The sequence below is a fragment of the Rhodococcus wratislaviensis genome (genome assembly GCF_041228765.1).
Lineage (GTDB): Bacteria > Actinomycetota > Actinomycetes > Mycobacteriales > Mycobacteriaceae > Rhodococcus_F > Rhodococcus_F wratislaviensis.
In genome coordinates, this window is record NZ_CP150488.1 from 4,811,651 (window position 1) to 4,838,245 (window position 26,595).

At 66.3% G+C, this 26,595-nt stretch carries 34 protein-coding genes and 1 pseudogene; 15 read left to right on the forward strand and 20 right to left on the reverse strand.

Annotated features, from left to right (window positions below; all coding sequences use genetic code 11):
* The first annotated feature begins 68 nt into the window (after window positions 1–68).
* The 4 genes from WKC72_RS22285 (at window position 69) to WKC72_RS22300 (ending at window position 2,672) form a co-directional block, all read left to right on the forward strand.
* Entirely contained in the window at window positions 69–899 is an 831-nt protein-coding gene (locus WKC72_RS22285) for a 3-oxoacyl-[acyl-carrier-protein] synthase III C-terminal domain-containing protein (RefSeq protein WP_370179221.1), read from the forward strand.
* A 153-nt stretch (window positions 900–1,052) separates the two neighbouring features.
* Window positions 1,053–1,277: an RGCVC family protein gene (locus WKC72_RS22290; RefSeq protein ID WP_235214366.1), complete on the forward strand. Its 225-nt coding sequence runs from the start codon at window positions 1,053–1,055 to the stop codon at window positions 1,275–1,277.
* 101 nt (window positions 1,278–1,378) lie between these two features.
* The gene (locus WKC72_RS22295; protein WP_037233857.1) at window positions 1,379–2,137 is read left to right on the forward strand and encodes a haloacid dehalogenase type II; all 759 of its coding nucleotides are present in this window, start codon (window positions 1,379–1,381) and stop codon (window positions 2,135–2,137) included.
* 130 nt (window positions 2,138–2,267) lie between these two features.
* Window positions 2,268–2,672, forward strand: a complete 405-nt coding sequence (locus WKC72_RS22300) for a hypothetical protein (RefSeq protein ID WP_370179224.1) — start codon at window positions 2,268–2,270, stop codon at window positions 2,670–2,672.
* A 28-nt stretch (window positions 2,673–2,700) separates the two neighbouring features.
* On the opposite strand, the gene WKC72_RS22305 is transcribed toward WKC72_RS22300, so the two are convergent.
* Together WKC72_RS22305 and WKC72_RS22310 are read right to left on the reverse strand one after the other, a co-directional pair.
* The gene (locus WKC72_RS22305) at window positions 2,701–3,690 is read right to left on the reverse strand and encodes a glutamate ABC transporter substrate-binding protein (protein WP_370179226.1); all 990 of its coding nucleotides are present in this window, start codon (window positions 3,688–3,690) and stop codon (window positions 2,701–2,703) included.
* A complete protein-coding gene (locus WKC72_RS22310) occupies window positions 3,690–5,054 on the reverse strand; it encodes a hypothetical protein (RefSeq protein WP_370179228.1) in 1,365 nt (454 codons plus the stop codon). Before WKC72_RS22310 ends, WKC72_RS22305 begins: the two co-directional genes overlap by 1 nt.
* 153 nt (window positions 5,055–5,207) lie before the next feature.
* Between WKC72_RS22310 and WKC72_RS22315 the strand changes: the two genes are divergently transcribed.
* Window positions 5,208–6,299 carry a substrate-binding domain-containing protein gene (locus WKC72_RS22315; protein WP_037233844.1) on the forward strand — a complete coding sequence of 364 codons (1,092 nt, stop codon included), beginning with the start codon at window positions 5,208–5,210 and terminating at the stop codon, window positions 6,297–6,299.
* 49 nt (window positions 6,300–6,348) lie between these two features.
* On the opposite strand, the gene WKC72_RS22320 is transcribed toward WKC72_RS22315, so the two are convergent.
* Entirely contained in the window at window positions 6,349–6,771 is a 423-nt protein-coding gene (locus WKC72_RS22320; protein WP_037233840.1) for a nuclear transport factor 2 family protein, read from the reverse strand.
* A 163-nt stretch (window positions 6,772–6,934) separates the two neighbouring features.
* Here WKC72_RS22320 and WKC72_RS22325 point away from each other — a divergent pair, with 163 nt between their 5' ends.
* Window positions 6,935–7,564 (forward strand): bifunctional 2-polyprenyl-6-hydroxyphenol methylase/3-demethylubiquinol 3-O-methyltransferase UbiG, encoded by a 630-nt coding sequence (locus WKC72_RS22325; protein ID WP_037233837.1) that lies wholly within the window; start codon window positions 6,935–6,937, stop codon window positions 7,562–7,564.
* On the opposite strand, the gene WKC72_RS22330 is transcribed toward WKC72_RS22325, so the two are convergent.
* Window positions 7,515–8,285 carry a MerR family transcriptional regulator gene (locus tag WKC72_RS22330; protein ID WP_037233834.1) on the reverse strand — a complete coding sequence of 257 codons (771 nt, stop codon included), beginning with the start codon at window positions 8,283–8,285 and terminating at the stop codon, window positions 7,515–7,517. The two genes, WKC72_RS22325 and WKC72_RS22330, sit on opposite strands and share 50 nt — an antisense overlap.
* Window positions 8,286–8,348: 63 nt before the next feature.
* On the opposite strand from WKC72_RS22330, the gene WKC72_RS22335 reads away from it, so the two are divergent.
* A complete protein-coding gene (locus WKC72_RS22335) occupies window positions 8,349–8,825 on the forward strand; it encodes a DUF6194 family protein (RefSeq protein WP_112298256.1) in 477 nt (158 codons plus the stop codon).
* Between the two features lie 67 nt (window positions 8,826–8,892).
* Here WKC72_RS22335 and WKC72_RS22340 read toward each other — a convergent pair whose 3' ends face one another.
* On the reverse strand, window positions 8,893–9,177 hold the full coding sequence (locus WKC72_RS22340) for a hypothetical protein (RefSeq protein ID WP_370179233.1): 285 nt from the start codon (window positions 9,175–9,177) through the stop codon (window positions 8,893–8,895).
* Between the two features lie 324 nt (window positions 9,178–9,501).
* Between WKC72_RS22340 and WKC72_RS22345 the strand changes: the two genes are divergently transcribed.
* Complete coding sequence (locus WKC72_RS22345; protein ID WP_370179235.1) at window positions 9,502–10,308, forward strand: alpha/beta fold hydrolase; 807 nt, start codon at window positions 9,502–9,504, stop codon at window positions 10,306–10,308.
* Between the two features lie 35 nt (window positions 10,309–10,343).
* Here the strand turns inward: WKC72_RS22345 and WKC72_RS22350 are convergent, their stop codons facing one another.
* Complete coding sequence (locus tag WKC72_RS22350) at window positions 10,344–11,378, reverse strand: Gfo/Idh/MocA family oxidoreductase (RefSeq protein WP_112298254.1); 1,035 nt, start codon at window positions 11,376–11,378, stop codon at window positions 10,344–10,346.
* Between the two features lie 137 nt (window positions 11,379–11,515).
* Here WKC72_RS22350 and WKC72_RS22355 point away from each other — a divergent pair, with 137 nt between their 5' ends.
* Window positions 11,516–12,175 (forward strand): class I SAM-dependent methyltransferase, encoded by a 660-nt coding sequence (locus WKC72_RS22355; RefSeq protein ID WP_370179238.1) that lies wholly within the window; start codon window positions 11,516–11,518, stop codon window positions 12,173–12,175.
* A 15-nt stretch (window positions 12,176–12,190) separates the two neighbouring features.
* On the opposite strand, the gene WKC72_RS22360 is transcribed toward WKC72_RS22355, so the two are convergent.
* Window positions 12,191–12,511, reverse strand: a complete 321-nt coding sequence (locus WKC72_RS22360; RefSeq protein WP_268790542.1) for a hypothetical protein — start codon at window positions 12,509–12,511, stop codon at window positions 12,191–12,193.
* Between the two features lie 186 nt (window positions 12,512–12,697).
* Between WKC72_RS22360 and WKC72_RS22365 the strand changes: the two genes are divergently transcribed.
* The 3 genes from WKC72_RS22365 (at window position 12,698) to WKC72_RS22375 (ending at window position 14,756) form a co-directional block, all read left to right on the forward strand.
* The gene (locus WKC72_RS22365) at window positions 12,698–13,408 is read left to right on the forward strand and encodes an SDR family NAD(P)-dependent oxidoreductase (RefSeq protein ID WP_370179240.1); all 711 of its coding nucleotides are present in this window, start codon (window positions 12,698–12,700) and stop codon (window positions 13,406–13,408) included.
* A complete protein-coding gene (locus WKC72_RS22370) occupies window positions 13,405–14,463 on the forward strand; it encodes an S-adenosylmethionine:tRNA ribosyltransferase-isomerase (RefSeq protein ID WP_370179242.1) in 1,059 nt (352 codons plus the stop codon). Before WKC72_RS22365 ends, WKC72_RS22370 begins: the two co-directional genes overlap by 4 nt.
* Before the next feature lie 98 nt (window positions 14,464–14,561).
* Window positions 14,562–14,756, forward strand: a complete 195-nt coding sequence (locus WKC72_RS22375; protein WP_112298249.1) for a CsbD family protein — start codon at window positions 14,562–14,564, stop codon at window positions 14,754–14,756.
* A gap of 20 nt (window positions 14,757–14,776) precedes the next feature.
* Here the strand turns inward: WKC72_RS22375 and WKC72_RS22380 are convergent, their stop codons facing one another.
* The 12 genes from WKC72_RS22380 to WKC72_RS22435 all read right to left on the reverse strand — a co-directional run bounded on the left by WKC72_RS22380 (window position 14,777) and on the right by WKC72_RS22435 (window position 22,404).
* Complete coding sequence (locus tag WKC72_RS22380; protein ID WP_037233807.1) at window positions 14,777–15,109, reverse strand: gas vesicle protein K; 333 nt, start codon at window positions 15,107–15,109, stop codon at window positions 14,777–14,779.
* Window positions 15,102–15,311: a gas vesicle protein gene (locus tag WKC72_RS22385; RefSeq protein WP_370179245.1), complete on the reverse strand. Its 210-nt coding sequence runs from the start codon at window positions 15,309–15,311 to the stop codon at window positions 15,102–15,104. The genes WKC72_RS22380 and WKC72_RS22385 overlap by 8 nt, the downstream gene beginning before the upstream one ends.
* 4 nt (window positions 15,312–15,315) lie before the next feature.
* A complete protein-coding gene (locus WKC72_RS22390; protein WP_037233802.1) occupies window positions 15,316–16,095 on the reverse strand; it encodes a GvpL/GvpF family gas vesicle protein in 780 nt (259 codons plus the stop codon).
* Window positions 16,082–16,489 carry a gas vesicle protein gene (locus WKC72_RS22395; RefSeq protein WP_112298247.1) on the reverse strand — a complete coding sequence of 136 codons (408 nt, stop codon included), beginning with the start codon at window positions 16,487–16,489 and terminating at the stop codon, window positions 16,082–16,084. The genes WKC72_RS22390 and WKC72_RS22395 overlap by 14 nt, the downstream gene beginning before the upstream one ends.
* Window positions 16,486–16,776 carry a gas vesicle protein gene (locus WKC72_RS22400; RefSeq protein ID WP_037233798.1) on the reverse strand — a complete coding sequence of 97 codons (291 nt, stop codon included), beginning with the start codon at window positions 16,774–16,776 and terminating at the stop codon, window positions 16,486–16,488. Before WKC72_RS22400 ends, WKC72_RS22395 begins: the two co-directional genes overlap by 4 nt.
* A gap of 6 nt (window positions 16,777–16,782) precedes the next feature.
* The gene (locus WKC72_RS22405) at window positions 16,783–17,037 is read right to left on the reverse strand and encodes a gas vesicle protein GvpG (RefSeq protein WP_112298246.1); all 255 of its coding nucleotides are present in this window, start codon (window positions 17,035–17,037) and stop codon (window positions 16,783–16,785) included.
* 3 nt (window positions 17,038–17,040) lie between these two features.
* Window positions 17,041–17,829, reverse strand: coding sequence for a GvpL/GvpF family gas vesicle protein (locus WKC72_RS22410; RefSeq protein WP_370179249.1), 789 nt, complete (start codon window positions 17,827–17,829; stop codon window positions 17,041–17,043).
* Complete coding sequence (gvpJ, locus tag WKC72_RS22415) at window positions 17,829–18,245, reverse strand: gas vesicle protein GvpJ (RefSeq protein ID WP_037233794.1); 417 nt, start codon at window positions 18,243–18,245, stop codon at window positions 17,829–17,831. Before gvpJ ends, WKC72_RS22410 begins: the two co-directional genes overlap by 1 nt.
* Window positions 18,242–19,405 carry an SRPBCC family protein gene (locus tag WKC72_RS22420; protein WP_037234025.1) on the reverse strand — a complete coding sequence of 388 codons (1,164 nt, stop codon included), beginning with the start codon at window positions 19,403–19,405 and terminating at the stop codon, window positions 18,242–18,244. The genes gvpJ and WKC72_RS22420 overlap by 4 nt, the downstream gene beginning before the upstream one ends.
* Window positions 19,406–19,410: 5 nt before the next feature.
* Window positions 19,411–20,130 carry a hypothetical protein gene (locus WKC72_RS22425; RefSeq protein ID WP_037233793.1) on the reverse strand — a complete coding sequence of 240 codons (720 nt, stop codon included), beginning with the start codon at window positions 20,128–20,130 and terminating at the stop codon, window positions 19,411–19,413.
* 367 nt (window positions 20,131–20,497) lie between these two features.
* Window positions 20,498–20,797, reverse strand: coding sequence for a hypothetical protein (locus tag WKC72_RS22430; protein WP_235214370.1), 300 nt, complete (start codon window positions 20,795–20,797; stop codon window positions 20,498–20,500).
* 551 nt (window positions 20,798–21,348) lie between these two features.
* Window positions 21,349–22,404 (reverse strand): cupin domain-containing protein, encoded by a 1,056-nt coding sequence (locus tag WKC72_RS22435; protein WP_370179253.1) that lies wholly within the window; start codon window positions 22,402–22,404, stop codon window positions 21,349–21,351.
* A 277-nt stretch (window positions 22,405–22,681) separates the two neighbouring features.
* Here WKC72_RS22435 and WKC72_RS22440 point away from each other — a divergent pair, with 277 nt between their 5' ends.
* Window positions 22,682–23,971 carry a serine hydrolase domain-containing protein gene (locus tag WKC72_RS22440; RefSeq protein ID WP_370184456.1) on the forward strand — a complete coding sequence of 430 codons (1,290 nt, stop codon included), beginning with the start codon at window positions 22,682–22,684 and terminating at the stop codon, window positions 23,969–23,971.
* Window positions 23,972–24,243: 272 nt separating this feature from the next.
* On the opposite strand, the pseudogene WKC72_RS22445 reads toward WKC72_RS22440, so the two are convergent.
* Window positions 24,244–24,856: pseudogene (locus WKC72_RS22445) on the reverse strand (thiamine pyrophosphate-binding protein); the annotation flags it as partial.
* Window positions 24,857–24,927: 71 nt separating this feature from the next.
* Between WKC72_RS22445 and WKC72_RS22450 the strand changes: the two are divergent.
* Together WKC72_RS22450 and WKC72_RS22455 are read left to right on the forward strand one after the other, a co-directional pair.
* Entirely contained in the window at window positions 24,928–26,070 is a 1,143-nt protein-coding gene (locus WKC72_RS22450; protein WP_370179255.1) for a sigma-70 family RNA polymerase sigma factor, read from the forward strand.
* Between the two features lie 7 nt (window positions 26,071–26,077).
* The gene (locus WKC72_RS22455; protein WP_128638546.1) at window positions 26,078–26,593 is read left to right on the forward strand and encodes a toxin-antitoxin system HicB family antitoxin; all 516 of its coding nucleotides are present in this window, start codon (window positions 26,078–26,080) and stop codon (window positions 26,591–26,593) included.
* Window positions 26,594–26,595: the final 2 nt, after the last annotated feature.

The window sequence follows — 26,595 nt, forward strand, 5'->3', positions numbered from 1 at the left end:
ACACTGGATGGCAATCCCACCCGTGGATGCCACCGATGAATGTCGCGGGTGCAACAGCGGAGAAGCCCATGACTGCTTCGATAGCCAATGCAGAAGAGCTACAACACAGTTCCATTCTGGGGTTGGGTGTCTACCGGCCGGAGCGGGTGGTGACCAATGACGAGATCTGCCGGCAGATCGATTCCACCGACGAATGGATCCGAGTCCGATCCGGCATCCGGAACCGGCGATTCGCCGGGCCGGACGAAACGGTGATCGACATGGCCACGGCCGCGGGGCGGGACGCTCTGCGGGCTTCGCAGGTGTCCGCCGACCAGATCGGCTGCGAGCGTGCCAGCGAATTCGTCGACCTCACGGACAAGTCGACTGCATTCATCTTCGCCGACGGCGCGGGTGCTGTCGTGGTCGGTGCTTCACCACAGGCAGGAATCGGACCGGTGGAATGGGGCTCGGACGGCTCGCTCGCCCACGTCCTAGCGCAGGAACTGTCCTGGACGGAGTTTCGTGACAATCCCACGGGGCCACACCCGTGGGTGAAGTTCAACGGTCCGGCTGTGTTTCGCTGGGCCACCGTCGAAATGGAGAAGATTGCACGAGCCGCCCTGGACCGAGCCGGCGTCACGGTGGAACAGTTGGATGCGTTCATCGCGCATCAGGCCAATCGGCGCATCACCGAAGCGATCTCCAAGCGCCTGAAACTACTACCGAGCACGGTGGTCGCCCGCGACATCGTCGATGCTGGAAACACGTCCGCGGCCTCCGTCCCGCTGGCCGTGGAGACGCTCCTGCGGACCGGTCGAGCGCACGCGGGAGACACCGGACTGCTCATCGGATTCGGTGCGGGTCTCACGTATGCCGCTCAGGTCGTCACGCTCCCCGCAGCGCCGGACGATCCCTGACGGCTGGCAATCACCCGGGGATCGGAGGGGGTTGGGCGGTGGGGGAGTACCGTGGGGGATGTCGAGGGTTATTCGAATATGCGCGGTCATGCCATGTCGTCCTCGGCGCCCACACCGGCCTGCAGTCGAAGGGCCGAGAACTGGAGCGCCGCCATGGCGTCGAACCCGACTGAAGTGTCAGATTTCCTCGTCACCGAGTCACCGAGTCCCGCGCCGGCGCTGGAATCGGCGGAGTCGTGCACGGCGTGCCCACACACCGCTGATTCCCACGATGCGCTCGGGATTCGCTTCTGTGCCGTGACCTCGGCGCGAAGCCTCGACCGTAAGTGCATCTGCGCCGGTGAGCAGGTGAGTGGACAGCACTACTCCCGCTACTGAAGCCGGCGCTGACCCGCGAGCGCTCCGTTCGATTCGCCGACGGCCTTGCATGACGGCACTATTGTGATGCCACGTCGTACGTTCGAGTCGAAAGGACGCCCATGGCTGGTGTGCCGTTCCGGTCCCCGTCGACGGGAAGCAAAATTCGCGCCGTGTTGTTCGATACCTTTGGCACCGTTGTCGACTGGCGCACCGGTATCGCCGCCGCTGTCGCGGACTACGCGGCGCGCCATGAGCTCGAGGTGGACGCATTTGCCTTCGCCGACCGGTGGCGCGCCCGTTACCGGCCGTCCATGGGAGCCATCCTTTCCGGCACCCGCGAGTTCGTGATTCTCGATGTCTTGCACCGCGAGAACCTCGACTTCGCGCTCCGCGAATCGGGCATCGACCCCACGAATCACGATGCCGGAGAGCTCGACGAGCTCGCGCGCGCCTGGCATGTGCTCACCCCCTGGCCCGACAGCGTGCCGGGACTCACGGCACTCAAGACCGACTACATCATCGGCCCGCTCTCGAACGGCAATACTTCTCTTCTGCTCGACATGGCCAAGAACGCCGGAATCCCGTGGGACGTGATCATCGGCTCCGACATCAACCGAAAATACAAACCTGATCCCCAGGCCTACCTGCGCACAGCGCAGTTTCTGGGTCTTCACCCGAGCGAAGTCATGCTCGCCGCCGCACACAACGACGACCTCGAGGCCGCTCACGCTGTGGGTCTGGCCACAGCGTTCATTCTCCGGCCCGTCGAACACGGACCTCACCAGAGCAGTGATCTCGCGTCAACAGGCAGCTGGGACATTTCCGCGACCGACATCACTCACCTCGCAGCGCTGCTCCGGGCGGGATCGACAGGGTGATTCGGCCGAGCCCGAACGATGGGTGGCAACCATATCCACGTCAGGTCCGGTCGCGTGTCCCTCATGTCAGGTAATCCTTGACGCCGAGTCGGACCTCTGTCAGGCTGTACCTGACAGAAATGAGGTTGTCATGGAACTTGTCGAACGTGCCGTCAGTGCGAATACCGATGCCGCTGCTCGCGCGGTCATAACGGCTGCGGCCGCCGAAGCAAGCCGTCACGCGGACGAAATCATCGGCACCGGGCCGCTGCCCGGCACGGCGGAATGGGACGCCGAGCAGGGCACGGACATTCCCGATCAGCGCACCCTGGCCTGGCATCTGCTGAGTCTCCGCATACAGCTCGCCGCCGGGCTCGACGGCATCGAAACCGTTCTCGGCCTGCGCTTTCAGGGAGCGACGTGGGCAACCATCGGCAAGGCTGCCGGGATGACCCGTCAATCCGCGCACGAGCGATGGGGTTCCCGCACCACAGCCCTGCTCGACCCGATGGGGACCGGCCTACCCAAGACCGTTGCTGACGACGATCCGAACTGAACCGGGACGCGGTCAGTCCGGAGGATCGTCAGTCCTGGTACTGCGGCACCGGCGGTCCGGGTGCCGGGCCGAGCGACGACAGCCACCGATCGTAGAGAACAGTCCAGGTTCCGTCAGTGCGCAGGCGCTCCAGTGTGCCGTTGACGAACCGGACGAGGTCGTCGTTTCCGGGAGCGACGCCGATGGCGTATTCGGCAGAATCGGTTTCGGGACCGACGATTTCGAGATTCGGATCCTGGGCGACGAGGCCGGCGAGGACTGCGGCACCTGCTATCGCGTCGACCTGCCGCTGCTGGAGGGCCATGAGGCAGTCGTCCCAGTCGGGTACTGCGAGGATCGTGGCTTTGGGGGCGATACGCGACAGTGCCGACACCGACGCCGGGTCGTGGTGCGTGCAGACTCGTCGCCGGGCAAGGTCGGCCGGTTCGGAGATGCCCGACCCGTGCCGTACCACGAGCCGGCGGGATGCCTCGAGATACACCGCGGAGAACGCCAAGTCCTGGGGAGCTTCGCAGGGCAGCGCCACCGGACGCACGACCATGTCCGCGTCGCGGTGAGCGAGCATCTCGGCGCCGTCATCGGTTCCGAGCGGGCGGAACTCGACCTTGGTGGGGTCGCCGAGCAGATCACGTGCGACCTCCCGCGCCAGGTCGACGCCGAATCCGGTGAGCGCGCCGGTAGTCGGGTCGCGGAAACTGAACAGGTTGGTGTTCTGGTCGACCGCGACGACCACCGTCCCGCGGGCACGAATATCGCCGAGCGTGCCGCCGAGGCTCGGAGTCCCCGGACGGAGACTGGCGTGTGCTGCACATGCCGACGTCTCCGTGGCGGGTGGTGGCTCTTCGGGCGGCGCGATGAGCTGGGCGCCGGCCGACAGGGGAAACTCCGTGAAGTCCCCGGAGAACCTCGGGGTGGGTGCATCGGGGGCGCCGCAACCGGCAAGCAGGACGGCTCCGACCGCGAGGCCGGCGAGCAGCCGGGCGGAGCGCGGTCGCCGTTCCGGGTATGGTCGCACCATCAGTGGTACTCGCTCACTCTGGGCTCGATCCCCGCAACGACGGCGAGCGCTGCGGAAACGGCGAGCACGATGCCACCCACGGCGAGCGCCGCCATCGTGCGGTACGACTCCCGCATCGCGTCGAGTTCCTCGGTGCGTAGAGCGGTGATGGCGTCTTCGAGCGATTCGTCGAGGGCCCGGAACTGGGCCGTCGATGCCGTCGATCCCGGACCGACCGCGACGTCCGCCGCGCCCTGGTAGTCGCCGTCTGCGAGCTTCTGCTGTAGATCCCGGTGCGCGCTCCGCCATCCGTCGAACGCGGCCGACGCATCGTCGATCGTCGGTGCGACGACGGTGTGCCGCGACGCGTCCGAGTTCAGAATCGCCGCGAGTGCGTCCGTGTGCCGGGCGTAATCGCTTCCGGCCGGATCGAAACCCGGACGAAGCAGCCCGAGCGTCTCGTCGGCGCGGGCCTGTTGGGCGAGGATCCTCGCCTTCGTGACCGCAGCGAGGGGTTCGGCGCCGTCGATCCGTGCGCGTTCGCTCGCCGATGTCGACAACAGCCCGGCGACCACGATCCATACGACGAGAGCAGCCAGCAGCACCGTCGCACACGCCAGTCCGGGATTGACCCGGCGGCGGCTTCGATGCCCGACGTACGCGTGCGCGACGGCGAGGACGACGACCCCGGCCGACGCGACCGCTATGGCGGTGGCGGGCAACCTGGCGGTATGGGACTGCGTGTCGGCGACGGCGCGAGCCTGGTCGTTGTAGAGGCGTTCGGCCAAGGGCAGGATGGTGTCCTGCATCAGAGCGGATGCAGTCCCGAGATACGCCACCCCGACCGGATTTCCCGCGGAATCGTTGGACCGTGCGGTCGCCACCAGGTCCGTGTACACGGCAACGTGCCGCGACATCTCGGTGAGCAGCCGCAGCGATTCCACGTCGCCGGAGGTGACGCCGTACGACGCGGTGACGAGTGCGTTCGACGCGTCGCCGATCGCCTGGTTGTACCGGTCGCGCACCGCGAGCGGCTCGATGGCACCCGCGATGAACGACGACGTCGCTGCCGCGTCGGCGATGGACAACGAGCTGAACAGATTCTGCGCGGCGTCCGCCAGCGGTTCGGTGTGGGCGCGAAGGGTTTCCATCCGTTGCTGCCTCGCGGCGACGACGGCGGACGTCACGAGACCAGCCGTCAGCGCCACCACGACGAGGACGACGGCGAGGAGGGACAGGCGTCCGGGCGTCGACGCGAGGAACTCGCGCCAGGGGCGCCGGCGGACCTCGGGTTCGACGAGTAGGGATTCGTTCAGGAGATGCTCGTCGGCCAGCGAAGTGTCACGATCTCCGCTGGATACGGCACCGCGGTCCTGGTCGAACAACCCACTCCTCCTCATCCCTGCACTCAGTGTGCGCCGATCACGGTCGGAAAACACCGAAAGCATCGACGGCGCAGGAGTAGCGGGCGTCGCCCGCGGGTACATCGAGACTGGGCACGATCAGCCCGGAGGTCCTCAGCTCATGAAGGCGGGCTCATGAAGACAGGGGTGCGCGCGTTCGGCGTCGCGGCCGCCGTCGCAGCGGTGGTTCTCGGGGCCTGCGCGGCCCCAGCGCCGCGGAGCGACGATGCCGCGGAGAAGGTCTTCTTTCTCTTGCCGAACACGACGACCACCCGATTCGTGGAGCGAGACGAACCCTTGTTCACCGACTTCCTGGAGCTGTTCGCGCCGGAGGCGACGGTCACCGTCCGCAACGCCGAAGGCGATCCCGCTCGCCAGCAGAGCCAGGTCGAGTCGGCGATCGCGGATGGCGCGTCCGTGCTCGTGCTGATCTCCACGGACGCGAGATACTCGGGTGGAGCCTTGACCGCCGCCGCCGAGGCGAACGTTCCGGTGGTGCTCTACGACCACGACGCGGTCGGTGGACCGGCGGACGTTCAGGTGATCTTCGACCCCCTCGAGGTCGGCCGACGGCAGGGGAGCCGCGCCGCGGACCTGATCGCCGCGATGCCCGGCGACGGTGTGAAGATCGCCCGGGTGGAGGGAAACCTCGGTGAATACGGCACCCGTCAATTTCTGCTCGGTCAGGACGAGTATCTGCAGCCGCTCGCCGACAGCGGCAAGATCCGCGTGGTCTGCGAGACCGCGATCGACGACTGGGACCCGGCCGAAGGTCAGGCATTCGCCGAGGAATGCCTGACCCGTGAGAACAACGACATCGCACTGTTCGTCACCATGAACGACGACCTGGGAGGCGGAATCGTCGCGGCTCTGGCCGGGCGCGGTCTCGCCGGGCGGATACCGGTCACCGGGGGACAAGATGCCAATCTCGCTGCGCTGCAACTGATTGCACAGGGGACTCTCGACAATACGATCTTCAAGAATCTGTCCGACCAGGCGAAGGTCGCCGCGCAGCTGACGACGTCGATCCTGCACGGCGAAGGCATTCCGGAGGACATGATCAACGGCACGATCGACAACCAGTACATGGCCGTGCCGACGGTGTTCCTGCCCGTGCAGAACATTACGAAGGACAACCTCTCCGTCGTGGTCGACTCCGGCTTCTACACGTGGCAGCAGATCTGCGCACCGGATCCGGCATCCGCGGTGTGCGGGGACCACAGCTGAGCCGTCGGCGAGGAGAACGTGTCCGAGGCGAGGGCGGAACTCGGCACGTTCAGCTCAGGGGCGCGATGACACCCCGGTCGCCGATTTCGGCGCGGACATCGATCACCCGCCCGGCCAGCAACCAGCCCGACGATCCGCGTCGCCACTCGTCCCGGTACTCGCCGAGGCATTCGTACGTCGTGCCGGCGCGGTCGCCGAGGCCGACGTGAAACGCCCGGAAGTAGGACCGAGTGCGCGCCTCGTCACCGTCGACCTCGATGCGGATGTTGCCGAGCAGGTGCTGGGTGGCGCCGCAGACGTCGAGGTGGGAGCGGACGCGGGCGACCACGTCCGCCGGCCCGGTCCGCCCGTAGGCCACGACATCTTCGGTGAGCGTCGCCGCGAACCCCGGCCAGTCTTTCGTGTCGAGCAGGACAGCCACGACGTGCAGGCGGTCGGCGATCTGGACGCGGGCGGGCAGGGACTCCGGCATGGCTCGATCTTCCTCGGACGACCGGCTGACTCGGCCGCGGCGTCCCGCTGATCGAGACCGTCGCGGTGACGGATCACCGCTGGGCCTGCGGGTGGGTGCCGAGGTTCGGTCGCATACGGTGGCAGTGGCTCGCCGGGCGGGCCGGATCGAGGAGGAATCGGTAATGAGTGCACGTACCCCCGAGGAGCGCATCCCCAGCCAGTGGGAGGAGATCACCGCAGCTGACCCAGGGCATTCGATGTGGTACGTCGAGCGGTTCCGGGCGATGGAGGCGCAGGGCAAGGACATCGTGGGGGAGGCGCGTCTGGTCGATGCGATGCTCGGCCGCGGCGGTCGGATACTCGACGCGGGGTGCGGACTCGGCCGCCTCGGTGGCTATTTGCACGATGCCGGTCATGTGGTGGTGGGTGTCGATGTAGATCCCGTGCTCATCCACGTGGCCGAGGAGGATCACCCGGGTCCGACGTGGCTGGTTGGTGATCTTGCGGAATTGGATCTGCCGGCCCGCGGGGTGGAGGCCGATTTCGAGGTGATCGTCTGTGCGGGCAACGTGATGACTTTCCTGGCGCCGTCGACCCGGGAGTCGGTGCTGGCGGGGTTTGCCGCTCATCTCGCCCCGACCGGCCGAGTGGTTGTGGGGTTCGGCGCGGACCGAGGCTACGAGTTCTCGCAATTTCTCGCGGACGCTCAGGCCAGCGGCCTGACGGCGGACCTGCTGTTCTCGACATGGGATCTGCGCCCGTTCACGGAGGATTCCGACTTTCTGGTGGCGGTGTTTTCGCGCGCGCACTGACGGCCCCGTCGTGAAGTGTGAGGAGCACGGTGAGCGCGGCGGTTGCGTCGAGCAAGGCTCGGGAGCGGGCTGTGGTGGCCTGGTCGCGGGTAGCGAGCGCCGCGCCGATGTCACCTGATCCGGGTGTGCGCGCGAGTTGTGTCATGACCGCACGGAGAGGTGCGATGCGGTAACCGGCCTTGCGGAGCTGATGCACGACGCGAGCGTCGCGGACCTGGGACGGGGAGTATCGGCGCGCTCCTGTGGGTGTGTCCCGGTCTGGTACGACGAGTCCCTCTGTGTCCCAGTGCCGCAACGTGGAGGGGCGGATGCCCAGGGCGACGGCGAGTTCGCTCACGCTCATCCAGTCCGAGGCCTGTACGCCGTCGATCGGCTCGGTCGAGATCACATCGGCGGCCTGCTTCGCCAGCGCGAGTTCGGTTCGTTCTGCGTGGAGTCGGGCGTGCACGGCGTCGAGGAGGGCGAGCGTTGTCGCGGCCGGGCATGTGTGCGCGCTGCGCACGATCCGTTTGGCTTCGACCGGGCCGGCGCCGACGGCGAGGTCTCGATAGGCGATCGCGGATTGCACATGCGCGTCGGTGTAGATCCGGTATCCGGTGGCTGTGCGGGTCGCGGGAGGCAGCACCCCGTCGCGTTCGAGGTTGCGCACCTGCTGCACGGAGCACCCGGCACGCCGGGCCACATCGACGGTCCGGAGTTGACGTGATTGGAGACTTTTCACCGTATTTCTCCTGTATGTGCTCCTCGGGGTCTCCACGAGTACTTTAATGAAACGCTGGAAGCTATGACCATGGACGACATCATCGACTTCGTCGAAGGCCTCGGCGACGTTCTGACGCTCAGGCCTGCACCCGGCGACGGTTCGCCGGAGATCAGCTGGGGTGACACTTTCTTCTATTACGCGCCGGATCGAATCGTTCCCGACAGGACCCAGCCCTTTGCCACGATCGTCACCAAGAACTACCCCGGCGACGAAAGCTCGGGTCTGGACCGCGCGGGTGCGTTCCGGGTGAACATCCGTGCCGGGAAGGAGGCGTTCATCGAGGCAACCGGCCGCGCACCGCGAGAGCAGGGCGTCGCCGACCTCGACGCCGGTGCGCCCGACACCGTCATCGCGCATCCCGTCTATGGCTCCCTGGCCTGGCTGGCGGTCATCGACCCGGGCGCACGCACCGGCGAAGTCACGCGAGAGTTGCTGTGCCGGGCGCATACGATGGCTCGCTCGCGCTATGAGCGACGATCGGAATCCACTCCAGGCTGACTCGAGAAAGGCATGTGGGACCGAGGATGACGAATACCGGCGTCGTCCTCGGTTCCGCCGCGCGTCGTCACATCTGGTGAATCCGACTGTTGTTCCATCCGACGAGGAGTTCGTCGAGCGTCATGCTCTGGTCCCTGCGTTCTTGCCGTTGGTCGCGTTGCCGGTCGTGGCGGGGGCCGTCACCGTTGTCACCGCGGTCGCCGGGGATGGTGGGTGCGGCGACTGTCGTGACGGGGTGTTCGGCCGCTGTCGCGATGGCGGTGGCGCCTCCGAGAGGGATGACGGCGAGCGCGGCGGCGACGGCGGCCGTGGCGAATCGGTTTCGCAGGGGGATTCGAGGGAGATGGCTCACGGCGGCTGAAGGATTCGTCGCGTATGAAATCTCCGAGTGGGGAAGTGAGGTGTGCATTTCGTAGTGTCCTGTTCGAATGCGTGGGCCCAACGTCCACAGCTACTCGAATGGTGTCTGCGAGAGCCCGGAACGTTACACCCGACGGTCCGGGAATTTCGTGGACGGCGGCACCGACGGACCTTCGGGGGTCGATCCACAGGGAAACCCTTTCGTTGTGGAGAAGTCCTCCATGGAGGGATCCCCCAGGCCGTACTACCGTCGCAGTAACCGCAGACGCGCACCATGGCGTGTCAGCCGGGACTCGCGAGTGCGACAGGAGAAGCAGTGCCATCCATCGAATTTGACGGGGATCGAATCGACTACACCGTGCACGGTGACGGCGGCTCGTCGTCGTGCGTGATCCTGCTGGCGGGTTTCACGGCCCCGGCCACGTCGTGGCGTTATCAGATCGCGTCGCTGATCCAGGCCGGTCACTGCGTCATAGCTGTGGATCTGCCAGGCCACGGGACGGCTCCCGCCATGCCGCACGGAACAACGATGCAGACACGCGCAGAACTTGTCCACGTACTCATCGAGAAACTCGATCTGCAAGGTGCGGCGATAATCGGAGGCTCGATGGGTGGGAACACGATCTGGTCGTACATCGACACGTACGGCACGGTGCGGCTTCGTGCGGCGGTTGTGGTCGATCAGACTCCGCGGATGCTCAATGCACCGGAGTGGGCGTATGGATTCTACGGCTACGACCAGGACGCCGTCGACACGTTCTTTGCGGACGGGATTCCCTCGACCGGCCACGGCACCCCGATCTGGAAACGCGGCATGCGGTTGGTCCGCTTGCTCACCGCGATGGGCCGCGTCGACCGGGAACTGTCGTCACCGGAACTCGCCCTGTTGAACGATCATGCGAAATGCGACTGGCGTTCGACGATCCGTTCGTGCGATCTTCCCGTGCTCTTCGTTGCCGGTTCCGACAGCGAGTTCTGGCCGTCGGCACACGCCGCAGCGGCTGCAGCACTCGCACCGAACGGAGCGTCGATCGTCGTCCCGCGCGCAGGCCACGCGACGAACATGGAGCGACCACATTCCGTGAACAAGGCTGTCGCCGGATTTCTCGACTCCGCATCCTGAGCCCGGACGCGACGCGAGTGCCGCCGCAATCGCCGTCAGTCGACGGACGGCACGATGACTGTGCTGCCACTCTCGGCGGCCTCCCGAGCCGCTGCCAACACCGCGATGGTGCCGAGCGCGGTACGGGCCGGCACCGGTTGCTCGCCGGTGCCGGCAACTGCGGCCGCGAATTCCGTGTAGTAGTCCTGATACGCACCCCGTTGCGACGGGACCGTTTCCGCGCCATCCGCGGTGTGGAGGACGCCCCACCGTTCGCGTCGCTCGTATCCCCATCCGGTGGGATCGTCGACGGGCCGTGTCCCCGCGAACAGGGCCTGTGCCTGTACGTCCGTACCGTCCGCCACGTAGCTGCCCAAGCTGCCGAATGCGCGCAGCCGCCGCCCTTCGAGATGGTTGACCTTGCTCGACGAGACGCTCGAATAGACCCCACTGCGGTGTGCGATGTTGACGACGAAACCGGCGTCGGTGCGCCCCTCCGGGCGGTCGACATGATCGAGGTGGGCGTCGACCCTCTCTGCCGGACCGAACAACCACAGCATTTGGTCGACGACGTGTGCGCCGATGTCTCGCAGCAACCCGCCGGTCGGGCCGGATTCGAGCGTGTCGGCGCCGTCCAGGTCGAAATGGGATTCGATACGCCAGATGTCGCCGAGTCGCGGCAACACCGACATCAGCGTGCGGATGTCGGCGTCGTATCGACGGTTGTGGTAGACGCTGAGCAGCACGCCGGCGTGGTCTGCGGCTGCTACCAACTCGCGGGCCGTCTCGACATCCGGCGCGAAGGGCTTGTCCGCGATCACGTGCACGCCCCGCCCGATTGCCTCGAGTACGAGCTCGCGCCGCGTCTGCGGCGGGGTGGTGATCGTGACGGCATCGACGCCGGAGTCGATGACCTCGCCGAGGCTCGCGAACACCGGCACTCCAGGGAAGTCCGCTTCAGCCTGGGCGACACGGGAGGCGGAGCGGGTCACGATGCCGCCCAGCGTGATTCCCGTGGCCGCGTCGACGAACGGTGCATGGAAGTACCGGCCGCCCAGCCCGTACCCGACGATTCCGATTTTTACGCTCATGTCCAGATTGTATGTTAAGACATTCGAACAATCTATTCAGCAATTGTAGTGCAGGCAGTCGCGGTGTCGAGGGTCGAGAACAGCGCAGTGCCGTGCCAAGATGAGGTGGCACGATCAGCTGCAGGGAGGCGACGAAGTTGTCGGAGCGATCAGGACCCCTGGCCGACGATCCGTTCAATGGTCGGCGCCCCACCAGTCACGAACGGATGACGGGACGGTCGTGGGATGCGTCCTACCAGGAGGGGCCTGCGCCGTGGGATGTCGGCAGGCCGCAGCCGGCGATCGTGCGGGTGGCGTCCGAGGGCGGATTCGCAGGAGCGGTGCTCGATGCGGGCTGCGGGACCGGCGAGAACGCCCTTCACGTCGCCTCACTGGGATTGCAGGTGCTGGGCGTCGACGTGGCTGAGACGGCACTGGCGATCGCCCGGGAGAAGGCCGACGACCGTCGGATCGAGGTCGAGTTTGCGCTGGCCGACGCGTTCCGATTGGAACACACCGGCCGCCGGTTCGAGACCGTGCTGGACTGCGGACTGTTCCACACGTTCGACGCCGACGAGCGACCCCGTTACGTGGCGAGTGTGGCGTCGGTGACCGAACACGGCGGAACCGTATATGTGTTGTGCTTCAGCGACAATGGTCCCGATACCGGCCCGCACCCCGTCAGCCGGGAGGAGCTGAGAGCGGCGTTCGACCCCAGCGATGGATGGAAGGTCGTCGCCATCGAACCGGACCGGATCGAGACGAGATTCCACGACGACGGCGCACCGGCCTGGTTCGCCACCATCGAGAGGATCTAGCGTTCGGGCGCGCCGTCATTCGGCGTTACCCGTCGGAAAGTAGACCGATCCGTCGCTACCCACGCAGCCGCCCTGGACGGGGCCGGGACCGAAGTACGCGCCGTTGACCTGACCGGCGCCACCGGAGGAATTCGACCCGACTCCGGCCCCCGCGACGCCGACTGCCCCGCACGTGTAGCTGTTCGAATCGCCCGGTTCGCTTTCGACCTGAACCTGTGTGCCCGGCGTCTTCGGATCCCCGTGCAGGTTCGGTGCCGCGGCCGCGACACCGGGTATTGAAAAGATGGCGAGTGCGGCGGTCGCCGCGACCGCCGATCGCACTGCGAATGTGTCCATGCGAAGTCACTCTCGATTCGTCTCACTGTAGGGACCCCAATTATCGTCCGCTCCATCCTGAAATCCCACCCCTGTGCGTGCGCGCCGGGAACCGGCCAGGCGGCCGGCTGGACCTGCGGCCTTGACATGAAGTGGACTTTAGGTTTCACCATGGTCGCAGATGTCACTGGAGGCAAGGAGTCTGCGATGAACGACACCAGGACGGCGCTGATCACAGGGGGATCGGCAGGGCTGGGACGGGCGAGCGCACTCGCGCTCGCGGAACGCGGCTGGGAGGTGATCGTCACCGGCAGGCGGGTCGAACCGCTCGATCGGGTCGCCGCTCGGGCACACACCATCACCGCGCTCCCCGGTGACGTGACCGATCCGCGGCAGCGCGAGCGCATCGGCGAGGAGATCGCGGCGCGGGGGCGACTGGACCTGTTGCTCAACAACGCCAGCGCGCTCGGACCCAGCCCGATGCCCACCCTCGCCCGGTATCCGGAGGACGCGTTGGCGCAGGTCTTCGCGACCGATGTGCTGGCCCCGCTCGCATTGATCGCCGCGCTGATCGAGTATGTGCGGAACGCGGGCGGGACCGTGATCAACATTTCCTCGGATGCCGCGGTCGAGGCCTACGCGGGCTGGGGCGGGTACGGGGCTGCGAAGGCGGCGCTCGACCACGCGACCGCGGTGCTGGCGGTCGAGGAGCCCGGCCTCGCGGTATACGCATTCGATCCCGGCGACATGCGCACCGAGATGCACCAGGCGGCGTTCCCCGGCGAGGACATCTCGGATCGGCCCGACCCGGAGACCGTGGTACCGGCGCTGCTGAATTTGTTCGACACGAGCCCGCCCAGCGGCCGGTACCGTGCGTCGGATTTCGCGGTCGCAGCGAACACGGTGGTGTCGTCGTGACCGGCGCACGCGTCGCATCCGCGGCCGAGTTCCGGTTCGTGCTGCCTCGGCGATTGGAGGCGAGCGGTCCACCGGAGAGCCGGGGGCTGCTGCGCGACGCGGTGCGGCTTCTGGTGTCCGATCGGGGACGAGTGGAGCACACCAGATTTCACGACCTACCGCGCTTTCTCAGGCCGGGCGACGTGGTGGTGGTGAACGCGTCGTCGACGTTGGCCGCGGCGGTCGACGGGACCGTCGACGCCGTAGGACCCGTGGTCGTGCATTTCTCCACCGACATCGGCGACGGTGACTGGGCGGTCGAGGTGCGAGCGCCGGGGCCGGTCTCCGGTGCCCTCGACACGGTCGCGGCGGAAACGCGGATCATTCTGCCGCGCGGCGTTGTCGCGACGCTCATGGAACCGTGGCCCGTCGGCTCGACGAGGCTGTGGCGGGCCTCGATCGTCGGCGTCAAGGACGTAGCCGCGGAACTGCTCGCCACATCGGGCCGTCCGATCACCTACGCGTATGTCCACGACCGCTGGCCGCTGCCGTCGTACCAGACGATCTTCGGCCGCACCGGTGGAAGCGCCGAGATGGCCAGCGCTGCGAGGCCGTTCACCCACCCGATGGTCACCGATCTGGCGACCTCGGGGGTGGTGATGGCGCCGATCCTGCTGCACACGGGTGTCTCCTCGCCGGAGCGTGGGGAGCCGCCGATCCCGGAGCGGTACGAGGTGCCGGAGCAGACGGCACAGCTGGTCAACGACCGGCGTGCCGCCGGTGGCCGCGTCATCGCGGTCGGCACCACCGTGACCAGGGCCCTCGAGACGCAGGCGACTTCGGACGGTATGGCGGTGGCGGGCGCCGGCTGGACGGACCTGGTGCTGAGTGCGGGGAGGCCGACCCAGGTGGTGGACGGCCTGATCACGGGTTGGCACGCACCGGGGGCGTCGCACCTGATGCTGCTCGAATCGGTGGTGGGGGAGGGCGCCGTCCGCCACGCCTACGACGAGGCGCTTGCACGCGGTTACCTGTGGCACGAGTTCGGAGACAGCGCGCTCTTGCTGCGACGGTGACGGCGCGATCGAGGTTCTCGACAGAGGCTCTGCGGGCGAGTTGACTGAAACTGGTGACCTCGGCAATCAGAAGGGGTCACGGAGGACAGGACGTCGTCATGAACATGGGAAAGAAGATCCGGCACAAGGTCGAAACCGCCGAAGGCGCCACCAAGAAGGCGGTCGGCAGGGCCACCGGGAACGCCCACCTCGAGGCGGAGGGGAGCAAGGAGCAGGCCAAGGGCAACGCCAAGCAGATGGGAGACAAGGTCAAGGACGCGGGCAAGAAGATCAAGAACGTCCTCAAACATTGATCGAAACCGGGTGAGCCGGACTACTCGTTCGACAGCAGCGGTCCCAGCGGTCCGAGGTCGATGTTCAGGTCCTCCGGCAGGAGATCGAAATGCTCACGCAACTCTGCCATTCGCTCCTCGAGCAGCATGAGCGTCGTGCCGATGCGTTCGATCTGCTCATCGCTGAGGTCGCCGTGCTCGACTCGGCGGATCGCCTGCCGTTCCATCAATTGGCGTAGTAGTTCGACGATCGTCAGGACCAGGGTGACCAGGCCCTTCTCGACGGATTCGGGATCGGCGTCGATTCGCTGCGGCAGAACACGGCGACCGAAGTCGGTCGGTGCGTCCGAATCGACGGGCTCGGACTCAGTCATCGGCGGTTTCCTCCCCGACCGGCTCGGGGACGAGCGCGCTGACCGATGCAATGAGTGTGCGCAGCGAGATTCGGACCATGTCGACGTCGGCGAGCGACAGAGTGATCTCACCGGTGATGACGACGCCACCGCCGAGCACCCGGTCGAGGAGGTCGACGAGCGCGATGCGGCGAGTGTCGTCCGCGGGGACCATCTCGCTCATGGGCTCACCCGTCGATCCCGGCGAATGAGTACGGCGGCCACGGTCCGGTCAGATCCAGTGTGACGCCCGGGCGTTCGGTGTCGAGTGCCGTAACCAGCGCAGCGAAGTCGTCGACCCGCTCGTTGTCCACGAGGTAGGTGCCGTTGAAGATCATCCAGGCCCGTTTACCGGTCAGTACCGGATCGGTGACTTGCCGTCGAAGCCCGTCGACGGCATGGCCCAGGAGCGCGGCGTGAATTTCCTCCGCGTGGCCGGCCGCGCTACGTTCCACGTCCTGTTGAGCGCTCAACTCCGCACGACGACGCAGTAAATACGCGGTCCCCTTTCCCGCCGTGCCTGTCGTGGAAGGCTCCTCTTTCGCGTTCTGCGCCAGGGCCTTCGCGTCTCCGTACGCTTTGACACCCCACTCGCTTCGTCCGGTCACCCGGCGCAGCGTCGCAGCGAACTCCTCCTGTCGTTCGTCGAGGAGGAGGCGAACGCGATCGTCGTCCAGGTAGAGGGTCGCCAACCGCAAGGGAACGGTGGGACCGCAGCGCACCACGGCAGCCACCACGGCATCGTGTGCTCTCGCGGTGGCGGCCAGCCAGTCGAGGTCCTCGAGGTTGCGCTGGAGAGGTTCCTGCCCGAATTCGCTCAGGCTCACCGTCCCCACCACCGCGACGAGCCCCGCCGACGCCACCGCGCGGACCGGCTCGCCGGCCACGCCGGTGACTCCGGCGAGTTGTGCGGCGCCGACGCTGTCGGTGGTGATGACGTAGAGCCAGACACCGTCATCCGCGGTCATCGCCGGGCTCCTGACGTTCCGCCTCCACCTCGACCGTTTCGGCTGCCTCGACGGCAGGGCGAACCGACCTGTCCGACTCGAGTTCGGCGATCCGCTCCCGCAGCTTCCGATTCTCGAGTTCGACGTCGCTGTTCCTGCCGGTCAGCCAGGGGTCGTGCTCCCACCAATCGATACCCACCTCCTTCGCGGTCTCCAGCGACGCGATCACCAGTCGCACCTTGATGGTCAGCAGTTCGATGTCGAGCAGATTGACCTGGATGTCCCCGGCGATCACCAGGCCCTTGTCGAGCACCCGCTCGAGGATCTCGCCGAGATTCGTCGACTGATGCCCGCCACCCATTCCGCCGCCCGAGCTCTGCGGAAGGTTGCTCGTACCGCCACCGGCGATGGTCATGACTGCGCGCTCCCGCCGTCGCCGACGCCGCGCACGTAGCGGCGGGTTCTGCGGTAGGACAACAGTTCTCCGTCGAGATCCAGCACCACCTCGTACAACGCGAGCATGTCGGTCGACGACGGGATTCGCCGATCCTCGACTACCTCCACCTCCACCGCCCAGCCGTCGTCGGTCGGCATGACCGATGTCGCACCCAGCGGTTTCCTGCCGGTCAACTGCGCAATGTCACGCGTGGCGATCTCGGCGATCTCTGGTGCCGGCAACGGAGGTGGCTGCTCTTCTGCCATCGCCCGTCACTCCTTCTCCGTACCGGAGGACGGCCGTGCCGTTCCGGTCATTCGGTCGAGGATGGCCTGCTGGGCCTGCTCTTCCTCCTCGGCGGAGATCTCGCCTGCCGCGCGGGCGTCCTCCAGCTCCTCGAGGGCGCGCCGCGCACTCGCGGGGTTGTGGAGTTCCTCCTCGACCTGCCGCTGTATCAACTCGGCCAGCGAGATCACCCCACGAACGGGGGCGAGTGGCAGCGTGGCGATGAACGACAGCAGACCCATCGGTCAGCCCTCCGGCTTCTGCGTCACCACGAAGTCGTAGGCGGCAAGCGGTCCGAGCAGGCGCATGTCGACTCGGCCGTCCCACTGCTCGGCGAGTTCTCCCACCGCCTTCTCGAGCTCTTCCTGGCGGGCAACCTCGACGAGGACGGCCACTTGCGCGGCCTCCTCTTCGTGAGTCGGCTCCCGGACGTTGACCGAAACGGACAGCGAGTCGAGCGCCTCGACCACCGTGCGGGTGTCTTCGTCCCGCTTGGCCTCGATGGCGTTACTCACGATCTCGCCGAGCGCCATCCGGGCGTCGCGGGTGGTCTCCTCGGGCTGATCGCGGATCGCGCCGAGCAGCTTGCTCGCTTGTTCGTTCTCTTCGATGATTTCACGAAGGATCGCATTCTCGACGTAGCGCCCCTTCACGACGTACTGTGCGCGTCCCTCGAGTTCCTCCAACGCCGCGGCGAACTCGTCGGCGTGTGCTGCGAGCAATTCCTCCTCGACGGCCTCTTCATCGGTCATGACCGCCCCGAAACGAAGAGGGAGTACCGGCGCCACACGCGACGTGCCGTCCAGCACGTGCGCATGGGTTCGGAGGTCCTCGGGCTTGCCGAGCGGCCTGTCCACCGAGATCTCGCTCACGAGCGCTGCGATGTCGCCGTGCTTGACGATGCTGACCGGTCTGTCACACACGCCGACCGCGTCCTCTTCGGCTTGCACGTCCGCGGGCACGATGCCGTACACGTAGACACCTCTGGTGCGCGGCTCCTCGGCCGAGTCGGTGCTCTGTTTCGACGTAGACATCACTTGTCACCTCGTGTGGACTTGCGCGAAACACGTTCGCGCTCGGGTTCTTCCTGCCCGCCGCCGAGGATGTCGCCGAGTTTCTCACCGGCGGACTCGAGTGCGCCTTTGGTCTTCGATTTGGCGCCTCCCTCGGTGACGTCCCCAACCAGATCTGTAAGGCCCTTCGGCTCACCACTGCCGATCTCGAGCCGATTCACGGCCTCCGCGAACCGCAGGTAGGTATCGACACTGGCGACCACGACGCGTGCGTCGATGGTCAGCAATTCGATGCCGACCAGCGAGACACGCACGTAGGCGTCGATGACCAGGCCCTTGTCGAGGATGGTGTCGATGACGTCGGCGAGGCTACTCGAGCTGGGACCACCGCCGACTCCGCCACCGCCGCCTCCCCCCGCCGGTTGAATCGACGTCATTGCCGTGCTCCCTGTCGCGAGCGGGCGGTCTTCGCGGCCGGAGTCTTACGCGGGCGACCTCGCCGTTTCGGGGCCTGGTCCCCAGCGGCAGCCGCGGTCTTGCGCGGGCGACCTCGGCGTTTCGGCGGCGGTGGTGCTTCTGCTTCCTCTTCCTCTTCCTCTTCCTCCTCGCCGGCGTCCTCGTCCGTTTCCTCGTTTTCGTCCTCGTTGGTCTCCTCAGCTTCTTCGTCCTCGGGCTCCTCGCCCTCGGCCTCGTCGCTTTCCTCGAGCTCTTCCGACTCCTCCGGCTGCGCCTCGTCCTCTTCGGGCTCGACTACCTCGCCGTCCCGGATCTCTCCGCGCCAGCCCTCGACGTCGTCGGGATGGAGAACGGACTGCGTCATGACGTGGCGTGCAAAGTGTTTCAATTCCAGCCGTGCTCGGCGTCCCTGCGCACGCCACAGGTTTCCCGTCTTCTCGAACAACCCCTTCGGGTGATACTCGAGAATCAGAACGATGCGAGTGAGATCCGGGGTCACCTCATGAAACGTCACCGCACCGTCGATGAAACCTTTGGCGCCCTTCGAGCGCCACACGATCCGCTCGTCGGGAACCTGCTCGAGGATCGACGCTTCCCAGGTTCGGTGCGACAGGAAGATCTGCGCCTTCCACTCGAGCTTTTCGTCCGATTCCTGTTCGACCCGTTCGACCTTCTTCATGAACGACGGAAAGTCGGCGAATTGGGTCCATTGGTTATAGGCCAGCTGAACCGGGACCCCGACATCGATCGTTTCGACGATGTTGGTCAACTTCAGCTTCTTGCCTTTTCCGCTACCGCCACCGCCACCGCCGGTGACCGCGTCCTTGAGGTCGGACGCCTTGTCCTTGACCGTCTGCTTGGCGCCCTCCCACCAGCCTCCACCGTTGTCGGACTTGTCCGGTGACTCATCGTCATCCGATTTCTCGGAACCGGTGAGGGCGGCAAGCAGCCCTCCTTCGCCGCCGTTCTCGGCGTACTCGGTGAGCCGCCCCGAGGTGTTCGCCACCTTGTCCGAGACCGAGGACAGTGCCTTCTCGGCGACCGTGCCAACAAGTCTCTGCATTGCCTCCTGCAGCACGCTGGACGATCCGTTGCCGTCACCCGGTACGGCCTCTTGTAGTTTCTTCGCGGCGCTCGTCATCGCCATCACCTCCGTGCCCGTCGGACGGGCGCAGAGTCCGTCGTGGCCTTGGCCCGCGTCCTGCGTTTGCGGGCAGGAGCCTCTTCGTTATCGTCGTCTTCGTCGGATTCCGCGGTCCGCGACCTGCCTGCCGGCCGGGAGCTACCGTTGCTGGAAGTCCGTCGACGCGCGGCGGGGCGCTTGCGAGGGGCGGGTTCCTCCTCGGCGGCTTCTTCCTCCTCGGGCTCCTCGTACTCGTCGTCCTCTTCGGCGTACTGTTCGTCGGGCTGTTCGTCCTGCTCTTCGTCGACTTCGGACTCGTCGTACTCCTCGTCCTGGGACGTGCCGCGCCGCTTACGTCCGAGTTTTCCGACTCTGCTGAGCTTGCCGACCGAGCCGCCCACACCGCTGACAGTGTCGTCCACGGTGTCGCCCACGTCGTCGATGACTTCTCCGCCGCCTGACAGAAGCCGGTTGTTGAGCGAATTGATACGTTGGCTTGCGGCGGTGACCGCAGCGGCCTTCGCTGCACTGACCAGCTCTTCTCGCACCGAGTCGCTGATCTTGGCGAACTCGGGGGAGCTCGCGAGCATTTTCGTGCCGCGTTCCAGTAGGTCGCGGGGCCCGCCGGGAAAGCGTCCGGTCGCACCCGCAGCCGCGAGCATCAGTGCCATCTTCATTCTGTGTGTTCGGCCCAGCATGTATCCCGCGCCGACGGCCATTGCCACCTGACCTTTGGTCTTCATCGTCGAACCCCTTTACCGAGTAGTCACCGGCGCACCGCTCGCCCACTTCGGCAATGTGTCACAGAACCGTCCGCGGAAATGTCTCGCACAACCGTGCGCGGTAAGGGGCGCCGCTTGTCGACTACCCCAGCCGCGGGCCACTCAACCAACAGCAGAAAACTCGATTCAGGTAACTTCGCGCGGCGACTGCGGCCCTTCGCTGCCTGCCGAGAGGTGGGGGAGCGGACGATCCCGCGTTTCTGCCGCAGTGACCGTGACGCACCCGTGAGTCAGCGCATCCATGTGTAGTATCGCGAGGTTGCGAGGTGAGTACCGAATTGCGAAAGTGATTGAGCCGCAGTGTGTTTTACCGGATATGTGCTGGGCGTTACGCGGAGGCGGCGCGCACCGCCGCGACGAGAGCTGCGACGACGAGCACCAGCAGCAGGACCACGACCAGTACCGGTGCAAGGACCAGCCCGAGCGCCAGCAGGAGAACGAGGGCGACCTTAGCCTTGCCACTCAACCCGGACACCAGTGCTTTGATCGCGGCCCACACGGGATTCTTACCCGTCAGGGCGGCCCGAACGGCTGCGATTCCGGCTCCCATTCCCGCGTCGTTGTGTGCGATCGCGTCGACGAGCGTGTCCATCCAATCCTGGAATTTTTGGCGAATATTCTGCGCCATCGCCGCACCGCGGTCGCGCACCGCGTCCACGAGACGGTGGACATGGTTTTTCAGCCACTCACTGACGACCTCCACCGAATGCGACAGCAGGCCGTGTTCGGAACTCTGCGCAATCGGGTCGGGCCGGCGGGTGTGCGCCGGCGTTGCGCGGGACCCAGTGTCTCGAGAACGCTTCCGGGTCGTCGGCGTCGCAGTGTCGGCGGTGGCGTTTGTTCGCGTCGATCGGGGCGCTGGTTTCGTTCTCCGAGGAAGGCTGTGAGGTGAGGCGGCGGACGTCGGTTTCGCGGCCGGTCGCCTGGGTGGCAGCGGTCGCCTTCGTGGCAGCCGTCCGGGGAGTGCTTCGGATGGCCGCGTCGAGCTTTTCCCACTCGTGGAGGACCGAGACGTCGTCCTGGACTCCGCGGTTGCCGTCAGGTTGTCGCCTCCACCGTCAGGCCTGGCCGGTGTTTCCCGGCCGCTCGACCTCTCTCGTGCGCCCATACACCGCAATTACCCTCGGCGCAGTTCTTGAAACGGGAACGGTCTCGGTGTGCGACACATGCTGTCGGTGATTATTCCCCGACGCCGCGTTCGTCGAGCGGGTTGTTACGGGTGACGATGAGCGGGTCGGCGGAGGTGAACGGGAAGTTCGGCAAATCGTCGATGTGGGTGTCGAACGTGGCGGCGAGCACTTCGCGGGAGTACGCGCTGACCGCTGCGCGGTATCCGATGTCGCCGGGGGTGGGCTGGTCGAAGAAGATCAGGAAATGGATGTCCTCGGATCCCACGACCTCGATGTGGTGCGGGTACGCGCGGGGAATGAAATACACGTCACCCTCCTCGAGATACCAGGTGTCGAGGGAGCCGTCCGGGTCCATGACCGTCATCCGCGCTGATCCGCGGCGCACGTATCCCATCTCGGCAGTGATCGGGTGCCAGTGCGGTTCCCGCATCCCGTCCTCGCGGATCCGCAGCGAGTACATCGACAGATCTTTCAGCGCCGGCCAGAACTGGACGCGCGCCAGGTGGGCGGATCCGACGGCGAGGCTGATGGTCGGATTCTGGTCTTCGACGGCGAACTTGTGACCATCGGAGAAGTGGGCCGCCGGTGACACCACGGGATCGCCGATTCGTGCCGCCAGGGAGCGGTCGGTGGTGTCACGCCGGATCTTGGTGAAATCCGAAGCGTCCAGATCGTAGGTGTTGCCGAGGACTGCATCGGTCATCGCGCCGAACGCTGCGCCCAGACCGAAGTCTTCGGGCCGCTCGCTACGGAAGGCGATGATGAACTCCGCGACATCGTCGCCGACGTTCTCGATGTGGTGCAGCGAGCCCGAATCGATGTGGAACATTTCCCCGGCGCCGATCGTGAAGGTGGAGAACGTGCTGCCGGTATCCAGAACGGAGACCAGCGATGTTCCGGACACGCAGTAGGTGAGTTCGTTGGCGTTCGCGTGCCAATGGGGCGTGCGCATCGCTCCGGGATTGATCAGCACGCGCTTGATCGACATTCCTTTCAGTATCGGGAACGTGTCCGCTGTAATCCGGGTGATGGAGCCGAGATCGGATTGCTCGACGATCTCGGCGTCGGTCAGCGAGGTGCTATGGCTGCTGCGTCGCGTGCTCATGGAATTGCCTTCCGTGTCGGTGGTGGGAAGCAGTTCGCGCGTACAGGGAGAAGTATGTCGTTCCACGCAGGATTGTTCCGGTGAAGTCAAAGGAACGGGCGGGGCATCGGGGTTACGATGCACAGGGAGATCTGCCCAGCTGGTACCGCTCATCGGTGCGGTATCGAACCCTGCCGCGGAGGCGTTTATGCCGACGATGACGGATTCCCCCGCGCAGAACGCGCCGAGCCGGACGGCCGTAGGGCGTCGCCGCGCACCGCGTACCACCCTTTTCACTGTGCTCGCGGTGGGCGTTGCCCTGGTGATCGCGGGCTGTTCCACCACGTCCGAGCAGACGACGTCGCAGACGTCGAACGGTGCACAGCCCGCCGCGACGACCGCGACCGGTACCGCACCAGCGGGGGCGGCGCTGAAACCCATCGATCCGGCTTCCTTCCAGGCCGCGGTGGATGCTGCGGCCGAGGAACTGCTCGTCCCCGGCGCGGTGGTGCAACTCCGCACTCCGCAGGGGAACTTCGACGCCGTGGTCGGCACGACCGAACTGGGCGCGCAGACGCCGCCCGATGGGCACACTCATTTCCGGATCGCCTCGAACACCAAGACCATGACCGCGGCGCTCATCGTGCTCCTCGCCCAGGACGGCAAACTCGAGTTCGGCGACCCGGTGTCCGCCTACGTTTCGGATGTGCCCAACGGCGAGAACATCACCGTCGCAGAGCTGTTGACGATGCGCAGTGGGCTGTACAACTATACGAGTTCGCCCGAATTCGCGGCCACTCTGGATGCCGACCCGGCAAAGGCTTGGACGCCTCGAGAGGTTCTGGATATCGCGTTCCGGCAGCCACCGGAATTCCCGCCGGGCACGTCCTACGAGTACAGCAATACGAACTACGCCCTGCTGGGTCTCATCGCAGAGAAGGTCGGCGCGCGCCCTTTGGCCGAGCAATTCCGGGATCGATTGTTCGGGCCCCTCGGGTTGCAGCAAACCTCGCTTCCCGCCGCCGACGACGCCGCGACCATCCCGGATCGCTACTCGCACGGCTACATGTACGGCGGATCGTCCTACGCGATGGTCGACGAGGAGTATCCCGCCGACATGCAGGCCGCCGCACGGGCGGGGACACTCCAGCCCCTCGACTACACCCACCAGAATTCCTCCTATGCCACCGCGGCCGGGGGCGCCATTTCCACCGCGGACGACCTGACCACGTGGATCCGGGCACTGGTGTCGGGCGACGTCCTGAATACCGAATACCAGCAGCAATGGCTCCACAGCCTGCAACCCGAGGATCCGAGTGCACCTGATGGGCAGCAGTACGGGTACGGCATCAGCTATCAGCGTTTCGGGCCGAACGCCTCGATGTACTACCACGGCGGTGAGCTGCCTGGTTTCAACTCGTTCATCGGTTACGACCCGGACAACGACGTCACGTTGGTGATCTGGACGAACCTGACCCTGTCGCCAGAGGGCAAGACCACGGCGAACGCTTTGCTGCCCACAGTTCTCGACGAGATCTACGCCGGGTTGTCACTGGCGCCCACACCAGCTCCGACCACCACCAGGTGAGGTGGTGGAGCGTGCTGCGCGGCGTCCTCGACGTAGGTGAGGACCGGGCCGCCTGTTCACATCGCCGGGCTCGGGAAGGACGCGGCCGCCTTCGACTGCATAGTGGGCGGGGCTGCTCTGGAAGACGACCAACACCCGGTCGGCCGGGATTCCGGTGATCCGCGCGGCGGCAGCAGCGATTTCGGTTGCGAGTCGGGTAGTTTCGTGTTCCGGATGCCCGTCGCGGACCCAACCGGTGATCAGCAGCGGTCGTGCGGGGACACCGTCCGTGCCAGGAGCGGACGCTCAGCACGATTGATCCGGCCCGCGAAGCTACGCAGCCGTTGCGTGTCGGGAGCCGTTCGCTCGCTGACCGATCTGATCACCGCAGGCCCGAGGGCGGGCTTGTGCCAATCGTCCAGCGGTATCGACAGGAACACCGGGCCCATGGGCGGCTGCATCGCTACCGCATAGGCGCGCATGAACGCCGCGGGCACATCGTCTGCCCGTGCGGGCTGATAGGCCCACTTGACCCAGGGCTGCGGCATGATCGTTTCGTCGCGGTTGGCCAGATACGGATCGGCAACAGCATCTCGCGGGTCTGCTGTCCGGCGGTCACGATGAGCGGGGTAGCGGCGCGGTACGCGGAGACGAGGCTGCCCATCGCATTTCCGGTATCCGCAGCGGTATGCAAATTTTCCAGTGCGGGCTCGCCCGTCGACTGCGCGAAGCCGTCCGCCATCGCCAGTACCGACGCTTCCTGCAACCCGAGCACATACGTGAAATCGTCAGGAAGTCCTGCAGAAACGTCTGCTCGGTCGAACCTGGGTTTCCGAACACCGTTGTCAGACCTAGCGATCGGAGCGGATCGTAGGTGACGGAGTGCACGGTCTTGTCGTCAGCCATCGGGCTCACCAGCCTTCGTAGTGGGAATGATTTCGGCCTACGAGCGGGGCAGTCGGGCAGAATCGTCCCTTGTGACCGACATGTCTGCACGAACACCCGACGCGGCGGCGGAAGCCGAGGATGCCGACCTGGTCAGCGCCCGCGGCGGAGACGACGCCGCGTTCACCCGCCTGATCGGACCGTTGCGCCGTGAACTGCACGCCCACTGCTACCGCATGCTCGGCTCCAGTCACGACGCCGACGACGCGCTGCAGGATGCTCTGTTGCGGGCGTGGCGCGGCTTTGCGCGGTTCGAAGGTCGCAGCACGCTGCGTTCGTGGCTCTACACCGTCGCGACGCGCACGTGCCTGGACGCCGTCGAATCACGCGGGCGGCGGGCTCTGCCCGTCGACCTGGGCCCGTCCAGTGACCGGGCCGTCATCGGTGACGGTCCGGTCACGGAAGTGGCTTGGCTGGGTCCCTACGCCGACGCCGGTCTGACCGCCGGTTCGGCGGGGCCGGCCGCGCGGTACGAGCAACGCGAGGCTGTCGAACTGGCATTCGTTGCGGCACTGCAACATCTGCCGGGCAATCAGCGTGCGGCTCTGCTCCTCTTCGAGGTCTTGGGTTTTTCCGCCGCCGAGATCGCCGACACCATGGACACGTCGACGGCGTCGGTGAACAGCGCGCTGCAGCGGGCGCGTGCGATCGTCGCCGAGAAGATTCCGCCGGTCACGCAGGCGCAAACTGTGCGACAGATCGACGACACGCGTCTGCGTGCCATCGTCGCCGGGTACTCCACGGCATTGGAACGCGGTGATGCCGACGCCCTCGTTGCCCTGCTCACGGAGGACGTCACCTGGTCGATGCCGCCGATGGCGCACTGGTACCGCGGTCTGACCGCGGTGACCGATTTCGCGGTCCGGGTTCCGCTCACGGGGTGCGGTTCGTGGCGTCACCTCCCGGTGAGTGCGAACGGCCAGCCGGCCGTCGCCTTCTATCTGTGGGACGAAAAGGCCGGCACCCACGTCCGCTGGTCGATCACCGTGCTGACCCTGCGTGGCACCAAGATCGCGGACCTGACCTCGTTCCTCGGGCCGGAACATTTCGAGCCCTTCGGGTTGCCGGAATCGTTGCCTGACCTGCGATCGGAGACCACCGTGCGCCACCGAGGCATCACAATGGCACACGAGTTTCCCGTGAATCATTGCGATGGTGCCATTGTGATGCCATGATGGCATCATGGATCTCACACCCTATGTCGCTTCCCTCCGCCACGAACTGGCGGTAGCCGCCGAGGCCGGGGGAGAGGACGCCCGGGCCCTGGCCGAGCGACTCACCGCACCTCTGGAAGCCGGAGTCCGGCTCGCACTGCTGGACGCGTTGTCGGCGGCCGCCAGCGAAATAACCCGCGACCTCGCACCGGGCTCGGTGGATCTTCGTCTCCGTGGACGTGAGCCCAGCTTCGTCGTCACTCCCGCGCCCGTCGAGCACTCATTCGACGAGCCGGCCGCGTCGCCGGAGGTGTCACCGCCGCGAACACCGGAAGTCGACGACGGCGCCATGACCCGGATCAATCTCCGTCTCTCGCAGGATCTCAAGGATCGCGTCGAGGAGGCGGCGCGGGAGGCCGGACTGTCGGTGAACGCCTGGCTCGTCCGGTCCGCGGCCGCCGCGCTGGAGTCCGACGGCGACGGTCGCCGCTCCGAACGGCGCGCACCACGCGGCAGCGACCGTTTCACGGGCTGGGTGCGCTAGCC